17 protein-coding genes are annotated in these 18593 nt (G+C 72.1%); 7 read left to right on the forward strand and 10 right to left on the reverse strand.

The features are described 5' to 3' along the window. Window positions 1-197: 197 nt before the first annotated feature. Both ACZ38L_RS03770 and ACZ38L_RS03775 read right to left on the reverse strand, forming a co-directional pair. Window positions 198-1295 (reverse strand): PP2C family protein-serine/threonine phosphatase, encoded by a 1098-nt coding sequence (locus tag ACZ38L_RS03770; protein ID WP_465688884.1) that lies wholly within the window; start codon window positions 1293-1295, stop codon window positions 198-200. 65 nt (window positions 1296-1360) lie between these two features. Then, window positions 1361-1942: a TetR/AcrR family transcriptional regulator gene (locus ACZ38L_RS03775; RefSeq protein ID WP_465688886.1), complete on the reverse strand. Its 582-nt coding sequence runs from the start codon at window positions 1940-1942 to the stop codon at window positions 1361-1363. Between the two features lie 77 nt (window positions 1943-2019). Here ACZ38L_RS03775 and ACZ38L_RS03780 point away from each other — a divergent pair, with 77 nt between their 5' ends. The 5 genes from ACZ38L_RS03780 (at window position 2020) to ACZ38L_RS03800 (ending at window position 6329) form a co-directional block, all read left to right on the forward strand. Then, entirely contained in the window at window positions 2020-2514 is a 495-nt protein-coding gene (locus ACZ38L_RS03780; protein WP_465688888.1) for an FBP domain-containing protein, read from the forward strand. A gap of 77 nt (window positions 2515-2591) precedes the next feature. Beyond that, window positions 2592-3473: an endonuclease III gene (nth, locus tag ACZ38L_RS03785; RefSeq protein ID WP_465688890.1), complete on the forward strand. Its 882-nt coding sequence runs from the start codon at window positions 2592-2594 to the stop codon at window positions 3471-3473. A 23-nt stretch (window positions 3474-3496) separates the two neighbouring features. Beyond that, complete coding sequence (locus ACZ38L_RS03790; protein ID WP_465689109.1) at window positions 3497-4162, forward strand: NUDIX hydrolase; 666 nt, start codon at window positions 3497-3499, stop codon at window positions 4160-4162. 111 nt (window positions 4163-4273) lie between these two features. Next, window positions 4274-5458 carry a MarP family serine protease gene (locus tag ACZ38L_RS03795; protein ID WP_465688891.1) on the forward strand — a complete coding sequence of 395 codons (1185 nt, stop codon included), beginning with the start codon at window positions 4274-4276 and terminating at the stop codon, window positions 5456-5458. Window positions 5459-5627: 169 nt separating this feature from the next. Continuing rightward, window positions 5628-6329, forward strand: a complete 702-nt coding sequence (locus tag ACZ38L_RS03800) for a metal-dependent hydrolase (protein WP_396556107.1) — start codon at window positions 5628-5630, stop codon at window positions 6327-6329. Between the two features lie 61 nt (window positions 6330-6390). Here the strand turns inward: ACZ38L_RS03800 and ACZ38L_RS03805 are convergent, their stop codons facing one another. The 6 genes from ACZ38L_RS03805 to ACZ38L_RS03830 all read right to left on the reverse strand — a co-directional run bounded on the left by ACZ38L_RS03805 (window position 6391) and on the right by ACZ38L_RS03830 (window position 12040). Then, window positions 6391-6579 (reverse strand): hypothetical protein, encoded by a 189-nt coding sequence (locus ACZ38L_RS03805; RefSeq protein WP_465688893.1) that lies wholly within the window; start codon window positions 6577-6579, stop codon window positions 6391-6393. Window positions 6580-6760: 181 nt separating this feature from the next. Further along, complete coding sequence (locus ACZ38L_RS03810) at window positions 6761-7786, reverse strand: alpha/beta fold hydrolase (protein WP_465688895.1); 1026 nt, start codon at window positions 7784-7786, stop codon at window positions 6761-6763. Between the two features lie 149 nt (window positions 7787-7935). After that, a complete protein-coding gene (locus ACZ38L_RS03815) occupies window positions 7936-8403 on the reverse strand; it encodes a phage holin family protein (RefSeq protein WP_396556101.1) in 468 nt (155 codons plus the stop codon). 136 nt (window positions 8404-8539) lie between these two features. Continuing rightward, entirely contained in the window at window positions 8540-9868 is a 1329-nt protein-coding gene (gene nhaA / locus ACZ38L_RS03820; protein WP_465688898.1) for a Na+/H+ antiporter NhaA, read from the reverse strand. Window positions 9869-10098: 230 nt separating this feature from the next. Further along, window positions 10099-10302: a response regulator transcription factor gene (locus tag ACZ38L_RS03825; protein WP_465688900.1), complete on the reverse strand. Its 204-nt coding sequence runs from the start codon at window positions 10300-10302 to the stop codon at window positions 10099-10101. A 376-nt stretch (window positions 10303-10678) separates the two neighbouring features. After that, window positions 10679-12040 (reverse strand): ATP-binding cassette domain-containing protein, encoded by a 1362-nt coding sequence (locus ACZ38L_RS03830; protein ID WP_465688902.1) that lies wholly within the window; start codon window positions 12038-12040, stop codon window positions 10679-10681. A 389-nt stretch (window positions 12041-12429) separates the two neighbouring features. Between ACZ38L_RS03830 and ACZ38L_RS03835 the strand changes: the two genes are divergently transcribed. Then, window positions 12430-12786, forward strand: a complete 357-nt coding sequence (locus ACZ38L_RS03835) for a hypothetical protein (protein ID WP_465688904.1) — start codon at window positions 12430-12432, stop codon at window positions 12784-12786. 4 nt (window positions 12787-12790) lie between these two features. Next, the gene (locus tag ACZ38L_RS03840) at window positions 12791-12931 is read left to right on the forward strand and encodes a hypothetical protein (RefSeq protein WP_465688906.1); all 141 of its coding nucleotides are present in this window, start codon (window positions 12791-12793) and stop codon (window positions 12929-12931) included. A gap of 80 nt (window positions 12932-13011) precedes the next feature. Here ACZ38L_RS03840 and acs read toward each other — a convergent pair whose 3' ends face one another. Both acs and ACZ38L_RS03850 read right to left on the reverse strand, forming a co-directional pair. Further along, window positions 13012-14967, reverse strand: a complete 1956-nt coding sequence (acs, locus tag ACZ38L_RS03845) for an acetate--CoA ligase (RefSeq protein ID WP_465688908.1) — start codon at window positions 14965-14967, stop codon at window positions 13012-13014. 896 nt (window positions 14968-15863) lie between these two features. Then, window positions 15864-18194: a SulP family inorganic anion transporter gene (locus ACZ38L_RS03850; RefSeq protein WP_465688910.1), complete on the reverse strand. Its 2331-nt coding sequence runs from the start codon at window positions 18192-18194 to the stop codon at window positions 15864-15866. Window positions 18195-18593 lie beyond the last annotated feature (399 nt).

The raw sequence follows: 18593 nt of genomic DNA on the forward strand, positions 1-18593 counted from the left end.
CGTCCGCGGTCGGACTCGGACGGCCCAAGTGCTTGCGGTTCTCCATGGCGGTGACGGAGAAACAGTGCTGATTGTCACCAAGCATGGCGCATGTCGATCTGATCATATGAGGAGGGGGTGTGCTGTGGAGTGTGGTACGGGGCCATCCGTACACATTGCTACCCCGCAACGACCCCGGCCGACCCTTCGGCCGGCGTTCACTCGGAGCGCGGGGTGTCCGGGCCGCGGGTGACGGCCAGGACGGCCATGTCGTCGTCGCGGGGGCCGCCGGTCCAGTACTCGATGTCCTGGATCAGGACGTCGATCACCTCCCGGGGGTGCTGGAAGGGGCCCCGGCCGGCGAGGCGGTGCTCGGGGTCGTAGAACGTCCCCGAGCCGTTCCGGGCCTCCGTGACACCGTCGGTGACCAGCAGCAGGGTGTCGCCGACGGCGAACGGCCAGCCGTCCGGGCCCGGCCGGGGGAGGCCGAAGGCGCCCATCCCGAGCGGGAGGCCGGGCTCGCGCGGGGCGAGCGCGCGGATGCCGCCGCCGTTGCAGAGGTAGGCCGGGGGATGGCCGCAGTTGAGCAGTCGCAGTCGGCCCGAATCCGGCGCGAACTCGCCCAGCAGGGCGGTGATGAAGCCCTCCAGCCGGACCTCCTCCTCGAGCTGGGCGGCCTCCCGGACCAGCGCGTGTTCGAGCTGGCCGGCCAGCTCGGCCAGGTCCGCGGCCTCTTCGGCGGCCTCCCGGAAGGCACCGAGCAGCACCGAGACGACGCTGACCGCGCCGAGCCCCTTGCCCCGGACGTCCGCGATCAGCATCCGGGTGCCGTGCGGCGAGGACTGGACGGCGTACGCGTCGCCGCCGATCAGCGCCTCGGTCTGGGCGGCCCGGTAACACGCGGCGACGGCCAGCGGCCCGATCCGCTCGGGCGGGGTGGGCAGCACCGCCCGCTGCGCGGCCTCCGCGACCGACCGCATGACGGCCAGGTGCCGGCCGTGCCGGGCCACCACCCGGTTCACCCCCACGCCGATCAGCGCCGCGAACAGGGTGTTGCCCAGTTCGAGGTAGCTCCCGAGGTGGCCGAGCGAGCCCTCCCGGACGGTCAGCACCAGGATCCCGACCACGATGGCGGTGCCGACCGCGATGGTGTGCCGCAGGGAGAGCAGGGCACCCGCCGTCACGCAGGCCGCGGCGATCATCGGATCGCCCCAGTAGTCCTTCGGCGCCAGTGCGTCCCAGACCAGCCCGGCGACGATCAGCACGCTCGGGGCGAACCGCACGTACCTCGGCCATTGCGTGGAGATGGATGCCATGCGCGTGCCCGATTCCGCCCGGGATCCGAATGGCGATATTTTATCCCGATTTGTTATCGGGGATATCAGTCCTGTGATGGCTCCGTGGGCCACTGTTCCAGCGCCAGGTGCAGCGCGTCGATGATCCGTTCCCAGGACGCCTGGACGTTCCGGGAATGGTGGAAGGCACCGGCCGCCTCCAGGCTGCTGTAGCCGTGGAAGGTGCTGCGCAGCAGGCGCACCGCGTCGGTCAGGGCCGGCTCGGCCAGCCCGTAGCCGCGCAGCATCGCGTTGGTGGTCTCGACGGTGCGGTGGAAGGCAGGCGACTGGGCGGCGATCTCCGGGTCCACCCGGAACTGGGTCGCGGCGTAGCGGCCGGGGTGTTCCAGCGCGAACGCCCGGTAGGTGTGGGCGTACGCGGCCAGCGCCTCCTTTCCGGACCGGCCGGCCACCGCCACCGAGATCCGGTCCACCAGCTCGCCGCCGGCCAGCAGGGCGACCCGGGTCCGCAGGTCCTGGAGGTTCCTGATGTGCGAGTAGAGGCTGGCGTCCTTGACCCCGAAGCCGCGGGCCAGCGCGGACACCGTGACGTTCTCGAACCCGGCGCTGTCCGCCAGGTCCGCCGCCGCTGCCACCACCCGATCGGTCGTCAGACCGGCACGAGCCATCCGCCACCTCCGCCGAAGCAATTCCTAGGACACTTAATTAGTTGCCTAATGTACCAAGGCGTTGTTAGCTTCCGATCATGAAGTCAGTAACCGAGCAGGACATCCGATCGTCGTTCGTCAACTGCTCGAAGGGAGAAGCCAAACGACTGACGCTGCCGCGGGACCTGCCGGAGCGCCCCTGGGACGACCTCGACTTCCTGGGGTGGCGTGACCCGGCGGCCCCGGAGCGCGGCTGCCTGGTGGCCGAGCACGAGGGCCGGCTGGTCGCCGTGGTGCTCCGCTCGACCGTCAAGCAGCGTGGCCGCCAGCACCGCAGCATGTGCTCGCTCTGCCTGACCACGCACCCCGCGGCCGGCGTGTCGCTGATGACCGCCAGTCTGGCGGGCCGGGCCGGCCGCGAGGGCAACTCGGTCGGCGCGTACCTCTGCGCCGACCTCGCCTGCTCGCTCTACGTCCGCGGCCGGAAGACCCCGGAGCCGGGCGGGCGGTTGGAGGAGTCGCTCACCGTCGAGGAGAAGATCGACCGCACCCGGGCCAACCTGGCCGGCTTCCTCACCCGGATCCTGGCCTGACCGACCGTGCCCGGCCCGGGGACGGACCTCGGTGGAATGCGCCTCGGGCCCTCGCCTCTTCGGCGTAGCCTGCGTGCATGGCAGAGAGCAAGGTCCGGAAGGCTGCGGCCGAGCCGGCGGTGAAGGCGGTCGTGAAGGCCGGGAGGTCCGGGGAGCCGGAGTCCCACCAGGCGATGGTCCGGCGGGCGCGGAAGATCAACCGCGCGCTGGCGGAGCTGTATCCGTACGCGCACCCGGAGCTGGACTTCGAGGACGCGTTCCAGCTGCTGGTGGCGGTGGTGCTCTCCGCGCAGACCACCGACCTGCGGGTGAACCAGACGACACCGGCGCTGTTCGCGAAGTACCCGACTCCGCAGGACATGGCGGCGGCCGCGCCGGAGGAGCTGGAGGAGATCATCCGGCCGACCGGGTTCTTCCGGAACAAGGCGAAGGCGCTGATCGGCCTGTCGATCAAGCTGCGGGACGAGTTCGGGGGCGAGGTGCCCAGGACGCTGGAGGAGATGATCACCCTCCCCGGCGTCGGCCGCAAGACCGCCAACGTCGTGCTCGGCAACGCCTACGGGGTGCCGGGAATCACCGTGGACACCCACTTCGGTCGGCTGGCCCGGCGGTTCGGGTGGACGACGGCGGAGGACCCGGTGGCCGTCGAGGCCGCGGTCGCGGAGATCTTCCCCAAGTCGGAGTGGACCATGCTCTCGCACCGGGTGGTCTTCCACGGCCGCCGGATCTGCCACTCCCGCAGGCCGGCCTGCGGGGTCTGCCCGATCGCGCCGCTCTGCCCGGCGTACGGCGAGGGCGAGACCGATCCGGAGAAGGCCCGGAAGCTGCTCAAGTACGAGCTGGGCGGCCAGCCCGGCCAGCGGCTGAAGCCGCCCGCCGACTACCCGGGACGGGCGGCGAGCCCGAACGGCACGGCGTTCGTGGCGGGCACCGGCCTGGTGGACGGGGCCGCGGGGTGACCGGACGCGGCGACACGGCACCGATGGTGCGGGACGGGCTGCCGAGCTGGCTGCTGCCGGTGCGGACGGCCGCCGAGACGGTCCGCCCGGAGCAGCTGAGCCGGTTCCTGCCGCCGGCCGAGGGCGGGCGGCACTCCGCGGTCCTGCTGCTCTTCGGTGAGGGCCCGGCCGGGCCCGACCTGCTGCTGATCGAGCGCTCCCGGACGCTGCGCAAGCACGCCGGGCAGGTCTCCTTCCCCGGCGGCGCGCTGGAGGAGGCCGACGGCGACGTGCACGGCCCCGGCCCGGTGGCCGCGGCGCTCCGCGAGGCGGCCGAGGAGACCGGGCTGGATCCGAGCGGCGTCCAGGTCTTCGCGACGCTGCCCGCGCTCTACATCCCGGTGAGCGATTTCGTGGTGACGCCGGTGCTGGGCTGGTGGCGCCGGGAGACGCCGGTCGGGCCGGTGGATCCGGGGGAGACCGGCGCGGTCTTCCGGGTCCCGCTGGCCGAGCTGGCGGATCCGGCCCGGCGCGGCCGCTACCGGCACCCGTCGGGGTTCACCGGCCCCGCGTTCGAGGTGGACGGCCGTGTGGTCTGGGGCTTCACCGCCGGGGTGATCGACCGGGTGCTCCACCACAGCGGTCTGGAGCTGCCCTGGGACAGCACCCGGATGGTCGGTCAGCCCGGCTCGGAGGCCGTGCCGGGCTGACCGGCCCCGGACGCGTCCGCTGGCGAGACGGATGACCGGGACCTGTGCGAGAAACGGGCGGGTTGCCGGGTCCGCTGCCGGGCGGAAGCGAGTCCATGGGAGGGTGGCGGGGTGAACGTGCTGGATCTGCTGCTGCTCGCCGCCGCGATCGGCTTCGCCGTGTCCGGGTACCGGCAGGGCTTCGTAGTGGGCATTCTCTCCGTCCTGGGCTTCCTGGGGGGTGGCCTGATCGCGGTGGAGCTGCTTCCGCTGGTGCTCAGCCACCTCAAGCCGGGGACCACCGCCTCGGTGGTCGCCGTCGTCGTGGTGATCGTCTTCGCGGCGATCGGGCAGGCGGCCACCACCCAGCTGGGCTGGAAGCTACGCGGGCGGATCGGCGGCAGTCCGGCCAAGGCGCTGGACGCCTTCGGCGGCTCGGTGGTGAACGTGCTGTCGATGTTGCTGGTCGCCTGGCTGATCGGCTCGGCGCTGGCTGGGACGTCGATGCCCACGGTGTCCAGGCAGGTGCGCACCTCCCGGGTGCTCGCCGGGGTGCAGGACGCGCTGCCGGCCGACGCGCCGAACTGGTTCTCCGACTTCAGCAAGGTGCTCTCGCAGAACGGCTTCCCGCAGGTCTTCAACCCATTCGAGCACGAACCGATCACCGACGTGCAGCCCCCCGACCCGGCGCTGGCCGGCAGCCCGGCGCTGGCCAAGGCCCGGCTGAGCCTGGTCAAGGTGGTCGGCACGGCGACCTCGTGCGCCAAGACCCTGGAGGGCAGCGGCTTCGTCTTCGCGCCGCACCGGGTGATGACCAACGCCCACGTGGTCGGGGGCGTCGACGAGCCCACGGTCCAGGTCGGCGGCAGCGGCCCGCTCTACGACGCCACGGTCGTCGACTACGACTGGCAGCGCGACATCGCGATCCTGGACGTGCCCAAGCTCAACGCGCCGCCGCTGACCTTCGCCGGCGAGGCCCGGACCAACGACAGCGCCATCGTGGCCGGATTCCCCGAGAACGGTGCCTTCAACGTCCAGCCCGCCCGGATCCGCGGCCGGATCCAGGCCAACGGCCCGGACATCTACCACCGTGGCCAGGTGGTCCGCGACGTCTACTCGATCCGTTCGCTGGTCCGCCAGGGCAACAGCGGTGGACCGCTGCTCACCCCGGACGGTCAGGTGTACGGGGTGGTCTTCGCCAAGTCGCTGGACAGCTCGGACACCGGCTACGTGCTGACCGCCGCCGAGGTGAAACCGGACGCCACCGCCGGCGCCACCGCCGACACCCAGGTGGACACCCAGGGCTGCGCCCTGTAGTCCCCGGTGACCAGCCCCTGGTGACCTTTCCCACTGACGGACCGCCAGGCACGCCGGTCCCGCTTCCGGCGGTCCGTCAGGACATCCTGATAGCGTCGGCGGGCTCTCACCCGTTCGGCCCAACCGGGGGCGCATCGGGGAGCGCCTGAACGGGAGGTCAGGAAACGCCATGATGGGTCACTCGCACGCGGTCAGCGGGGCGATGTTGTACGCGGGCTCCGCGCCCTTTCTGCCGCCGCTGCTGCTGCACACCCACCTGAAGCCGGCTGACATCCTGCTCGGGACGGTGCTCTGCGCCGGCGCCGCTCTGCTGCCCGACCTGGACCACCACGACGGGACCATCGCCAACTTCCTCGGCCCGGTCTCCAAGCTGCTCTGCCGCTTCGTCGCCTGGATCTCGGGCGGGCACCGGCACGCCACCCACTCGGTGCTCTTCGTGGCCCTGATGGGGTTCGGCTCCTGGGCGGGGGTGAGCTATCTGGGGCGTGGTTTCACCATGGGCCTGTCGTTCTTCCTGCTGGCGCTGGCGATCAAGGCGCTGCGGCTGCACCCGCCGGGCGACGGGGTGGAGAGCTGGCTGACGGTCGTCGGCCTGGCGGCGCTCGGCACCTTCGGGATGGACCGGTGGCTGCCCGACGCGCCGGGCTGGCTGCCGTACGCGGTCGCCCTCGGCACGCTCACCCACCTGCTGGGCGACTGCCTGACCAAGAAGGGCGCGCCGCTGCTCTGGCCGCACAAGCAGCGCTACGAGATCGTGCTGATCAAGCGCAGTGGCAATGACATGGAGACCAAGGTGCTGGTCCCGATCATGACAGTCGCCACCTTCGCGCTGCTCTGGTTCACGGCCCTGGAGCCGACCGTCCTCAGCTGACGGTTGTCGCCGCGCCGGACGGTGCGAACCGGTCGGCGCCCGCCGGGTGGTGCGAGGTCGCTCAGGCCTCGCGCCGCAGGCGGGCGCCGACCCAGCGGGCCCGCCGGCCGAGGATCCGTGGGATGCCGAGCGGATGCGGCTCGGCGCTCTGGTGCCGCTGCGAGCCGTTGGGCCATTCCGGCTGGTGCGGGGCGGGTGCGGGCGTGTGGTTGACGCGCCGTCCGCGGGGCGCGGCGGTGCGATCGGGCATCCAGGTCATGCTGGATGGATGCCCCTGCGCCCGCCCGGGTAACCACCCTTACCGGGGCGAACTGGAGTATGCCGCAGTCATAGGAACGTCTCGTCGAGAAAGGCGAGTTGAGCGTGCATCGGGTGCCGCGAACGACCCTCGGTGCCGCTCTTGCGAAGGTGTCCGGTCGACGCGGAGTCGGCTACTTGTGCTCGCCCACCCAGCCGATGAGTTCGGAGCTGAACTCCTCCGGGACCTCTTCGTGCGGGAAGTGGCCGACGCCGGGCAACAGCCGCCAGCGGTACGGCGCCTCGACGAACTCGCCCGCGCCCAGCGCGGTGTGGGAGAGCAGTACCGGGTCGGCGGCGCCCTGGATGTGCAGGGTCGGTGCGGTGACCGGCTTCTTCATCCGGCGGACGAACTGGATGCCGTCCGGGCGGGCCATCGAGCGGATCAGCCAGCGGTAGGGCTCGATGGAGCAGTGCGCGGTGCTGGGGATCCGCATGGCGCTGCGGTAGTTCCCCACCGCTTCGGGGGCCAGCAGGTTCGGGCCGGTCCAGGCGCCCAGGTAGCGGGCGATCTGCTCGGCCTCGTCGGCGACCAGCCGGCGCTCGGGTATCCACGGACGCTGGAAGCCCAGCACGTGCTCGAAGGCGGCCATCTGCCGCCGGTCCCTGAGCAGAGCCCGGCGCAGGTGGCGGGGGTGGGCCGCGGAGACCACGGTCAGGCTGCGGATCACCGAGGGGCGCATCACGGCGGCGACCCAGGCGAGCGAGCCGCCGGTGTCGTGGCCGACCAGGTGGGCGCTGTGCTCGCCGAGCGAGCGGATCACTCCGGTGATGTCGAGCGCGAGGTTGGTCGGGTCGTAGCCGCGCGGGGTGCGGTCGCTACCGCCCATGCCGCGCAGGTCCAGGGCCACCGCCCGGTAGCCCGCGGCGGCCAGCGCGGCCATCTGGTGCCGCCAGGCCCACCAGTACTGCGGCCAGCCGTGCACCAGCAGGACCAGCGGGCCATCGCCCTGCTCGGCGATGTGGAACCGGGCGCCGTTCGCGGCCAGGTCGCGGTGGGTCCACGGGCCGGGTTCGCGGACGCTCCAGCCGACCGGACGGCCGCCCTGGGCGGCGCCGGCGGACCCGGGCCGACCGGTGGTCCGGCCGGGGGTGGTCGCGCCGTCGCCCGGGGGCGTGGTCGGGTCCGCTTCGGCTCCGGGGCCGGGCACTGCGGTCACGGGAGGGACGGGCGTCTGGTCGAGCGGCATAACGAGAGCGTTTCACATCCGGGCCGGGAACATGGCCCCGGCACTCGTTCGGGCTACGGCGGATTCGGTACGCGGCGGTCCCGGGACCACCACCGGAGTCGGCCGCGGGCCGGTGCCGGTCAGCGCTCCAGTGCGGCGCGCTCGGCGGGGGTGGCGGGGCGGGGGCGGGCGTTCTTCAGGACCTCGGCGGTGGCCTGGGCGCCCTCGATGGTCCGGCGCGGGGGTTCGACCTTCTTGAAGAACCGGACGGCCAGCAGCGCCAGGATCGCGCCCAGCACGACGTACACGCCGAAGACGATGAGGAACGACCAGCCGAGCGGGAGTCCCAGCCACTTCAGCCCGTACGCCGCCGCGAAGCTGAGCATCGGCAGCGAGGCCAGGAAGAAGACGCCCGCCACCACGCCGGAGACGCTGCCGGTCAGGCCGCGCTTGACGTCCTGTCGGAGTTCGGACTTCGCCAGCGCGATCTCGTCGTGCACCAGTGCCGACAGGTCGGCGGTGGCCGCGGCGAACAGCTGCCCGACCGAGCGCTCGCCCTCGTAGGGCTCGCGGGCGCTGCCGGACGGGCCTGCGGTTCCTGCGGACATCTGGTCTTCTCCTCTGCTGAGATTCCGGACAGCTCAGATCATGCCCTCACCAGCCGGTGGGGCACCACTCAGGCCCGCCTGTGCGGACGGTGTGTCATCCGACCGTATGTCACCGTGGCCCGGGACGCCCGCGCCGCTACCGCGACTGCGGCCAGGAGGGGTTGTCGTCCTGCTGGTAGACGTCGGGGATCCCGTCACCGTCGCTGTCCCGCTCCTCCTCCTCGCAGAGCTGCCGGTAGTGCCGGTTGCGCAACTTGAGCAGCACCGTGGCCACCAGGGCACAGAGCACCGAGCCGAGCAGCACGGCGGCCTTGGCGCGGTCGGCGAGCGCGTGGTCGCCCTCGAACGCCAGCTCGCTGATCAGTAGGGAGACGGTGAACCCGATGCCTGCCAGGGTGGCGACCGCGAACAGGTCGGCCCAGGTCAGCTGCGGGTTGAGTTCGGCTCGGGTGAACCGGGCGGCCAGCCGCGCCCCGCCGAAGACGCCGATGCTCTTGCCGACCAGCAGGCCGAGCACGATGCCGAGCGGCATGGCCTGGGTGAAGACCTCCCTGATCGCCGCGGGCGAGAGGGTCACCCCGGCTGAGAAGAGGGCGAACAGCGGCACCGCGACCCCGGCGGAGAGCGGTCGGACCAGGTGCTCGATGTGCTCACCGGGTGACTGCTTCTCGTCGCCCTCCCGGTGGCAGCGCAGCAGCAGGCCCATGGCCACGCCGGAGACGGTCGGGTGCACTCCGCTCTCGTGCATCAGCGTCCAGATCACCAGCGCCAGCGGGACGAAGAGGTACCAGCCGTGGACGCCACGCCGGTGCAGGAACCAGAACAGCACCAGCCCCGCCAGGGACAGCCCGAGCGCCCAGAACTTGATCCCCGAGCTGTAGAACACCGCGATGATCAGGATGGCGATCAGGTCGTCCACCACGGCGAGCGTGAGTAGGAACGCGCGCAACGCGGAGGGCAGGTGACTGCCCACCACGGCGAGCACGCCGAGGGCGAAGGCGATGTCGGTGGCGGTCGGGATGGCCCAGCCGCCGGGGTGGCCACCGGGGCCGCTGTTGGCCAAGGCGAAGACGATCGCCGGGAGCGCGACCCCGCAGACCGCGGCCACCACCGGCAGCAGGGCCGCGCTGGGCGTCCGCAGCTCGCCGGCGATGAACTCGCGCTTGAGTTCGATTCCGGCGGCGAAGAAGAAGATGGTGAGCAGGCCGTCCTTGGCCCAGGCGTCCAGCGTGAGGTTCAGGTGCAGCGGGCCGGACGGCCCGACGGTGTCCTCCAGGACGCTCTCGTAGGCGTGCGGCCAGACGTTGGCCCAGATGAGTGCGGCAGCGGCGGCCAGCAGCAGCAGGATGCCGCCGACCGTCTCGGTCCGCAGGGCGTCCGCCAGGTAGTTGCGCTCGGGGAGGGAGAGCCTGCCGAGGAACTGACGGCGCCGGGGCGACGGGGCGGTGGGCGGCGGGCTGGCCACGCGGGAGACCTCCTGGGCAGCGGGACGGTGTGCGGATGCACCTGTGGTGCAGTGCCGACCAGACTTCCCGGCGCGCCTCGGAGACTGTCGCTGATCTTGTTGCGACGTTAACAGTCTACCGGGTGCCGAGGTCCTATATCCGTCTTGTCATATTTTATGGTCAATGATGACCATCTGCCCTGCTGCCCGAGTGGGGCCGGCTCGGTGGCCGAGGTTGCCCTGGCGCCGGGTCAGGCACCCGGGTAGCGCAGTACGGCCAGGACCCGCCGATGGTCGGCCGGGGGCATCGGAAGCTCCAGCTTGAGGAGGATGTTCGCCACGTACTTCTCGATCGCCCGCTCGGTCACCACCAGCCCGGACGTGATCGCGGCACTCGACCGGCCTTCCGCCATCAGCGCGAGCACCTCCCACTCCCGGGGACTGGGCGGGTTCACCGCGTTGTGGGTCGGGCTGGGCGCCCATCAGCTGGGCGACCGCCTCCGGCAGCTGGGTGACCGCCTCCGGGTCGAGCACCGTGCCGCCGGCTGCCGCCCGTTCCAGGGCGTCGATGGAGTCCTGGGCGTCGAGCACCCGCTCCTTCAGCAGGTATCCCACCCCAGCCGAACCACCGGCCAACAGCCTGTTGGGGTACCGGGTCTCCATGTACTGGGAGAGGATCGGCACGGCCAGCTCCGGGTTGACCGCGCAGTTCGATGCCGGGATGCGGGCCCTCGTCGGTGTGGGTCGGCGGCATCCAGGTCGGGTCGGTGCCTGGCCACCGCGCTGCGCAACTGCTCGGCGTCCGGGACGGCCGCCCCCACGTGGTGGCCCTCATTTTCCGGGCTGTACCAGACCGGCCCGCAGGGTTGTGGTGTCCTCCGCCACCACCTGCATCGCTCGATCACGTCCCTTCGACTCGGGTGTCGCTTCATCAGGTTGTCTGTCGGTCGAATGGTTGCGCTGAGGCCCGGCCGCTGGCTGCGGAACTGCGACCACTGGGGCTGTTCCACGTTGCCCTTGGCCACTTGGCGCTCGGCCTGGCCGAGCCGCATCCCGAGCGCGACCAGTCGACCCTGGGCACCGTCGTGCAGGTCCCCGTTCGATCCGGCGCAGGGTGGCCACTGCCTCGTTGATGGCGTGCTCCCTGGTCCCCGCGAGCTGGACCAGCCGCAGCACCCGGCAGAGGGACCGAGCGGGCGGGTCAGCAGGAGGTGGTCGGCAACCAGCGGATGTCGCGCCAGTCGGGGCGATACCCGGTGCGCCAGCAGGCCGACGGCGGTGATCAGGAGCACCCGGGGCCAGGTGTCGAAGAAGAACCCCGCGATCTGGATCTCGAAGCTGTGCGTGGTGTCGGCCGCGTCCCGCTCGTGTTGCGGCTCCAGCTTCCAGAGCAGCGGGTAGCAGACGAGCAGGACGCCGGAGGCCCACCAGCAGAAGCCCGACGGGAACTGCGCCATGCACAGCCGAACTCGGACCAGCAGATAGGTGCAGGACCGCCAGGCGGTATCTCCCCAGGTGGTGGCCCATGAACCTGGCGAGGACGGACGACCGAGGCAGCCGTGGTGGGTTGGCGACTTCCAGCCTCAACTTCCGGCGGACGAAGGCCCATTGGAGCGAGCCGAGCGCCTGGTCCGGCCGGGGGGCCAGCACGAGCATCGGCAGGAACCGCAACCTGGCGGAGAGCGCGCTGAACACGCCGGTCAGCACCACTGCGGCGAGCCCCAGGGCGGCCAGCGGGAGGCTCAGCAGTGAGTAGAGCCGCTCGCGCCAGGCTCGGGCGGTCAGCCGCTCGAATACGGTGATCTCCGTTTCTGCCTGGACGGCCTTGTCCATCGTGACCCCACACGTGGCACGGGTGTGCGTCGAGCAGCGCGCCCATCTGCGAGAGCGGGGTACGGAGTTCGGCGCCGCTGCGGGGTACGGTCTGCCGTTGATCAGGGCACGCTCGATATCGGGAGGCCCCAGGCCCAGCAGCAGCCGTAGGGCGGTCGACCCACCGGCGCCGTTGGAGCCGGCGAATCCGGTGACCAGGCCCGCTCGGACGGCGAGGCTCACACCGGACACGACCGTCCGGCGCCCGTACGCCGTGGTGAGGTTGATCGTCTGGGCGGTCGGAGCCGCACTGCTGGATGTCGTCGTCATGGGAGTCGTCGTCATGCAATGAGAGTGCCGCTTCGCCTCGGCGCGCCGCATTGGTGTTGGCACCCGACTTCGCAGGAGCCCAGCACCCGTCGGACAGGTGGTGCTAGCACCAGGTCGGGCAGGGAGCCGCGCTGGGTCCGACTCCCGTGCGGACTGCCGTGCCCCCGAACGGCGTTGAGCACGTGCGGGAGCGGCCGGCCGTCCCACCCCCGCCGTGGCGCCCCGCCCGTTTTTCTCGCGGCACACCGGGCACCAGGCGTGGCACTCCAGCCTCGGCGGTGGCCTGCCGGGCCTGCTGCTGGCGAACGCGGCGGGCGCCCGCTACGAGGACCTGCTGGCCGGCCGGGTGTGCGGTCCACTGGGCAAGCCGGACACCTCCTGCGGCCCCGGCCAGGGCCCCACCAGCGGCTACCGACGTTCGGCGGATCCCGTCGCTCCGGATGCCCGCGCTGTTGGGCACCACCGCGCTGTGCTCCAGCGTGGACGACAAGCTCCGCGACTTCCGGGCGCACCTGGCGGCGCGCGGTGCCCCGGCCGGCCGCCCGGACCAGGGTCGAGCCGCCGTCGGGGCATCGTTGCTCCAGGCCGATCCCGCGCCGCGCACGGCGCTCGGCGAGGTGCTGCGGCCACCGGTGGCCCGCCGGTTGGCCGGCTCGCGGGTCTGCCTGAGCCGGTGGGAGCGCTCGGTCCGGACGGCCGAGGACGGCGGCGCCCGACGCGGGGCCCGGCCGTGGCTCGGCGGAGCGCCGGCGGCCCGGTTCGGAGGGATTGCTCTTCCACGAGGGCAACACCGGTGACTGCTTGGCGTTCGCGGGCTTCAGCCCCGCCACCAGGACGGGCCTGGTCACGATGGTCAGCGCACCGTCGCCCCGGCGCCGGCTCCTGGTCCAGGCCGCCTACGGGACGCTGCCCGCCCCGACCGCCGACCAGCGCGCGAGCTGACGCCGGCCCGACAGCCGTCCGTACGCGGCCGAGGGCCGCCCCGCACTCGGCGGGGCGGCCCTCGGTGGGCGGACGCGGACTCAGTCCTCGCTGGCGCCGCCGGGCAGCTGGGACTGGATGAGGTTCATCACCGAGGAGTCGGCCAGCGTGGTGGTGTCGCCGACCTCCCGGCCCTCGGCGATGTCGCGCAGCAGGCGCCGCATGATCTTGCCGGAGCGGGTCTTCGGCAGCTCGGTGACCACCTTGATCTGCTTGGGCTTGGCGATCGGGCCGAGCGTCCTGCCGACGTGGTCGCGCAGCTCCGCGATCAGCCCGTCGTGATCCTGCGCGCTCCCGCGCAGGATCACGAAGGCGACGATGGCCTGGCCGGTGGTGGCGTCGGTGGCACCGACGACCGCGGACTCGGCGACCGCGGGGTGTCCGACCAGGGCCGACTCCACCTCGGTGGTGGAGATGTTGTGGCCGGAGACCAGCATGACGTCGTCGACCCGGCCGAGCAGCCAGATGTCGCCGTCCTCGTCCTTCTTCGCACCGTCGCCGGCGAAGTAGCGCCCCTCGAAGCGGGACCAGTAGGTGTCGATGTACCGCTGGTCGTCGCCCCAGATGGTGCGCAGCATCGAGGGCCAGGGCTCGGTGAGGACGAGGTAGCCGCCGGAGCCGTTGGGGACCTCGACGCCGAGGTCGTCCACCACGGTGGCCGCGATGCCGGGCAGGGCGCGCTGGGCCGAGCCGGGCTTGGTCTCGGTGACGCCGGGCAGCGGGCTGATCATCATGGCGCCGGTCTCGGTCTGCCACCAGGTGTCCACGATCGGGCAGCGGCCGCCGCCGATGTGCTCGCGATACCAGACCCAGGCCTCGGGGTTGATCGGTTCGCCGACACTGCCGAGCACCCGCAGCGAGCTGAGGTCGAACTTGGTGGGGATGTCGTCGCCCCACTTCATGAAGGTGCGGATCGCGGTGGGCGCGGTGTAGAGGATGGTGACGCGGTACTTCTGGACGATCTCCCAGAACCGGCCCTGGTGCGGGGTGTCCGGGGTGCCCTCGTAGATCACCTGGGTGGCACCGTTGGCGAGCGGACCGTAGACGATGTACGAGTGCCCGGTGACCCAGCCGATGTCGGCGGTGCACCAGTACACGTCGCTCTCGGGCTTGAGGTCGAAGACCGCCTGGTGGGTGTAGGCGGCCTGGGTCAGGTAGCCGCCGGAGGTGTGCAGGATGCCCTTCGGCTTACCCGTGGTGCCGGAGGTGTAGAGGATGAACAGCGGCTGCTCGGCGTCGTGCGCCTCGGGAGCGTGCTCGGTGGACTGCCGCTCGCAGGACTCGTGCCACCACACGTCGCGGCCCTCGGTCCAGGAGACCTCCTGGCCGGTGCGCCGTACCACCAGGACTTTCTCGACCTGCGGGCACTTGGCCAGCGCTTCGTCGATGGCCGGCTTCAGCGCGCTCGGCTTGCCGCGGCGGTAGCCGCCGTCGGCGGTGATCACCAGCTTGGCGTCGGCGTCCTGGATCCGGGAGGCGACGGCGTCGGCGGAGAAACCGCCGAAGACGACGGAGTGCGCCGCGCCGATCCGGGCGCAGGCGAGCATGGCGACGACCGCCTCGGGGATCATCGGCAGGTAGATGGCGACCCGGTCGCCCTTGCTGACGCCGAGCTCCAGCAGGGCGTTGGCGGCCTGCGAGACCTCGTCCTTGAGCTGGGCGTAGGTGATGGCGCGGCCGTCGCCGGGCTCGCCCTCGAAGTGGATGGCGACGCGGTCGCCGTTGCCGGCCTCGACGTGCCGGTCGACGCAGTTGTAGGTGACGTTGAGCTGGCCGTCGGCGAACCACCTGGCGAAGGGCGGGTTTGACCAGTCGAGCGTCTCGGTGGGCTCGGTGGCCCAGGTGAGTCGGCGGGCCTGCTCGGCCCAGAAGCCGAGCCGGTCCTCGGAAGCCTGTGTGTACGCGGCCGCGGTGACGTTGGCGGCGGCGGCGAGCTCAGCGGGCGGGGCGAATCGCCGCTCCTCCTTGAGTAGGTTGGCCAGGCTCTCGTTGCTCACACGCACTCCTCATCGAGTTTTCTCATGATGCTGTTCCCGCGCATGGTGCTGTTCCCGCGACGGGAAGGTCTCATGCTGCCGGGAACTCCCCCGTTGGCAGGGGATTGTCCTGTGTGTCCCAGGGCACAGCTCACCAGGCCGGAAGGCCGGTTGACAAGGGGGCACTTCGGAAAATTGGTATAGACCTCTGAAGGGCCGCGGCCGACGCCGGCGCCTGGCAGGGAGAAGGTCGGCCGCCGGCCGTCGTCGCGGCCGTCGTGCGCATGCGGTGCACCGGCATGCGAACGGAGCGCCCGTGTGCGGGTGGCCCGGTCGAGCCGCCGACGTCCGGGCATGCGAGGGGCGGCTCGGCCGGCCGAGCCGTGGCGAGCACCGTGACGACCGGAACGCCTGGTGCTCCACCGGAACCGCCAACCGCTGGGATCGCCGCAGGCCCTTCGCGGCGATCCGGACCGTCGGCATGCCGTACCCACCCCGCGCTTCCCGCTGCGGTGGCCTGCCGTCGCGGTGTGCTGGCAGGACGATGGATTTCGGCGACGGCAAGAACGCGTTGGAGGACGCCGAGTCCGCGGGCAACGCGACCCACGGGCAACTCGCCGGGGGCTACGGCGGTCCGTCGGCTCAGGTGTGGGCGAAGCTCGGGCTGACGCCGATCGCCGGCCGCAACGACGGCAACGAGAACTTCACCCAGGCCAACGCGTCCACCCTGGAGAGCTTCGCCGCTGCGCGGGGCGCCCAGGAGCTGTCCTTCTGGGAGGTGGACGGCTACGACAGGGCCACCGGATGCGCCTACTCGAAGATCTTCAAACAAGATCCCCAGCTGAGCGGGGACCGGCGCTCGGAGCTGGCCCGGGACGGCCCGCCGGGTCAGGCCCGGGTGTGCGGAGGTCGGAGGATCAGGCCGCGCTGGCGATCTCGCGCGAGCCGGCCACCGCGCCGAACCGCCCGGTCTCCGGGTCGAGCACGTAGGCCTGCGCGGCGGCGATGTCGAAGTACATCCCGAACAGGCGCAGGGTGCCTGCCTCGACCCGCTCCTCGACCGCCGGGTTGGCCAGCAACTGGTCCAACTGCTGCACCACGTTGGTGATGCACAACTCCTCGATCCGGTCGGCGACCGGACGGTCCTCGAACTCCGCGGGAACCCGGGCGAGCCGGGCCAGTGCCCCCCGCCCGTTGCGAAGCCAGCGGGCCAGCGGGGTCGGCCGACCCGACTGTTCGTGCACGCCGTCGAGCAGGGCCTTCATCGCCCCGCAGCCGGAGTGGCCGCAGATGGTGATGCTGCGCACCTCCAGCACCTCCACGGCGTACTGCACGGCGGCCGCCACCGAGTCGTCGGCGGCGCCCGGTTCGTGCGGGGCGGGGACGAGGTTGCCGATATTGCGCACCGTGAAGAGATCGCCGGGGCCGCTGCTGGTGATCATGCTGGTCACCATCCGCGAGTCGGCGCAGGTGATGAAGAGCTGGGACGGCGTCTGCCCCTCGCGCGCCAGTCGAGCCAGCTCTGGCCGGACCAGCGGTGCGGTGTGCAACTGGAAGCCGCGGACGCCCGCGAGCAGGCGGCCGTGCGGGTCCTCGTCCTGGTCGATGCGGTGGTGGCCGACCCACGGTGTCCAGGCGTGGAAACGGTGCGGCTCGGCCGGGCCCGTGGTCCGCACTGTGCCGTCCGGATCGAGCGCCTCGGCACCGTGTTGCTCCGTCAGCATCGAGACCCGGCCGCCTCGGAGGATGTGGGCCGAGCGCCAGGAGTGCAGCGCCTCGAAGGCCGGATGGTCCAGAAACGAGCCGTCATGGCAGACCGTGACCTCGGCGCCGGTGGGAATGGCACCGAGTGTCCTGGTCAGCCGCGGGACGGTGACGAAGGTCAGCGGGCCGTGCAGCTCCACGCCGTACGAGCCGTCCGGCCGGGCGGTGGCGTCGACGTGCGCCCTGGTCAGCCGGTAGAGGGCCAGCAGCAGTGCGATGCCCCCACCCATGGCCACGCCGAGCGGAACCCCGAACAGCACCACACCGACCACGGTGGTGAGGTAGATCGGGAACTCCCGGTGCCGGTGCACCCGCCGGATGTGCGCGAAGCTCACCATCCGGATGCCCACCACCATCACCAGCGCGGCGAGCGCGGCCAGCGGAATCCGTCGCATCCCGCCGGTCAGCGCCACGGCGGCCAGTAGGACCCACCCGCCGTGCAGCACGGCAGCCCACCGACTCCGGGCCCCGGCCCGGACGTTGGCGGAGCTGCGGACCTCGCCGCCTGCCACCGGCAGGCCGCCCAGCAACCCGCTGAGCAGGTTGGCCACCCCCTGCCCGCGCAACTCGCGGTCCAACTGCCCGGCGTCGCCGCCGAGTCGGTCCACCGCGACCGCGCAGAGCAGCGACTCCACGCTCGCCACCACGGTGACCGTCACCACGGCTCCGAGCAGGCCGAGCAGCGGAGCGTGCGGCAGCGCGACCAGTTGGTGTTCGCGCCAGCCCGGTAGTTCGACCCGAGCCAGTTCGAAGTCACAGCCGGCGGCCAGCGCCGTCCCGCCGGCGACCGCCGCCAGCGGCGCGGGCACCCTCGCCACGAGGCCGCCGATCCGCCCGGCCCGTCCGGGCAGCCTGCCGAGCCGCGGCCAGCCGCAGAGGACCCCGACGGCGAGCAGGCCGACTGCCAGGGCGGGCAGATGCGGGCCCGCCAACTGTGCTGGCAGCGCCCGCAGATCGGCCACCGCCGAGCGCTGCGGCGACCCGCCGAGCACGACGTGCAACTGCGCGAGTGCGACGGTGATGCCGACCCCGGCGAGCATCCCGTGGACCACCGCGGGCGAGATCGCCAGTGCCGACCGGGCCGTCCGCAGCGCGCCCAGCAGGATCTGCAGTAGCCCGGCCGTCACGGTGATCGCGCAGGTGGCCTGCCAGCCGTACTGGCTGATCAGCCCCGCTGTGATCACGGTCAACGCCGCCGAGGGACCGCTGACCTGGAGTGGAGTGCCACCCAGTAGGCCGGCGACGATGCCACCGACCGCTGCCGCCACCAGGCCGGCGGTCAGCGGCGCGCCGGTGGCCAGGGCGATGCCGAGCGCGAAGGGCGCGGCGACCAGGAAGACCGCCACGGAGGCCGGCAGGTCGTGGCGCGCCAATACGTGGAGCCGGGCTCGGCGGGAGGGCGTGCCACCGGGCGGGGCGTGGCTCACGGGGGTGGTGCCGGCGGGGGGAGGACCGGCGGGGGGAGAAGGAGTGTCGAGGGTCATGGCTTCCCGTCTTTCCGGGGGAACGAACGCAGTCAACTCCGCGGGTTCTGCTCGGGCTCGGATCGGCTGTCGTGGGTCGCGACGGTGGGGCGGGATGGTACGGGCGGACCGCCGTTGGACAGCGGCCCGCCCGCGCACCATCAAGTCGATGAATCAAGACTTGGTAAACTGCTGGTAATGGAAGCTTTGCACAGCGTAAGTGTGTGCGGGAGCCCTGAAGCCGAGATTCACCCCTCCGAGTGGCACGGGCACGGGTGGTGGACCGGCTGGGACGGCCGGAGGGGGGGGGGGGGGGGGGGGGGGGGGGGGGGGGGAGAAGGGGGGGGGGGGGGGGAGGGGGGGGGGGGGGGGGGGGGGGGGGGGGGGGGGGGGGGGGAGGGGGTGGGGAGACGTAGGGGA

It is taken from the genome of Kitasatospora sp. NPDC024654 (assembly GCF_055559155.1).

What these genes read in the sequence shown, in the direction of transcription:
- ACZ38L_RS03770 (WP_465688884.1), bottom strand. Translation starts at nt 1,295, where the DNA reads ATGGCATCCATCTCCACGCAATGGCCGAGGTACGTGCGGTTCGCCCCG.
- ACZ38L_RS03775 (WP_465688886.1), bottom strand. Translation starts at nt 1,942, where the DNA reads ATGGCTCGTGCCGGTCTGACGACCGATCGGGTGGTGGCAGCGGCGGCG.
- nth (WP_465688890.1), top strand. Translation starts at nt 2,592, where the DNA reads ATGGCAGAGAGCAAGGTCCGGAAGGCTGCGGCCGAGCCGGCGGTGAAG.
- ACZ38L_RS03850 (WP_465688910.1), bottom strand. Translation starts at nt 18,194, where the DNA reads ATGACCCTCGACACTCCTTCTCCCCCCGCCGGTCCTCCCCCCGCCGGC.
- ACZ38L_RS03800 (WP_396556107.1), top strand. Translation starts at nt 5,628, where the DNA reads ATGATGGGTCACTCGCACGCGGTCAGCGGGGCGATGTTGTACGCGGGC.
- ACZ38L_RS03805 (WP_465688893.1), bottom strand. Translation starts at nt 6,579, where the DNA reads ATGCCCGATCGCACCGCCGCGCCCCGCGGACGGCGCGTCAACCACACG.
- ACZ38L_RS03815 (WP_396556101.1), bottom strand. Translation starts at nt 8,403, where the DNA reads ATGTCCGCAGGAACCGCAGGCCCGTCCGGCAGCGCCCGCGAGCCCTAC.
- ACZ38L_RS03780 (WP_465688888.1), top strand. Translation starts at nt 2,020, where the DNA reads ATGAAGTCAGTAACCGAGCAGGACATCCGATCGTCGTTCGTCAACTGC.
- ACZ38L_RS03835 (WP_465688904.1), top strand. Translation starts at nt 12,430, where the DNA reads ATGCCCGCGCTGTTGGGCACCACCGCGCTGTGCTCCAGCGTGGACGAC.
- ACZ38L_RS03830 (WP_465688902.1), bottom strand. Translation starts at nt 12,040, where the DNA reads ATGCGGCGCGCCGAGGCGAAGCGGCACTCTCATTGCATGACGACGACT.
- ACZ38L_RS03790 (WP_465689109.1), top strand. Translation starts at nt 3,497, where the DNA reads ATGGTGCGGGACGGGCTGCCGAGCTGGCTGCTGCCGGTGCGGACGGCC.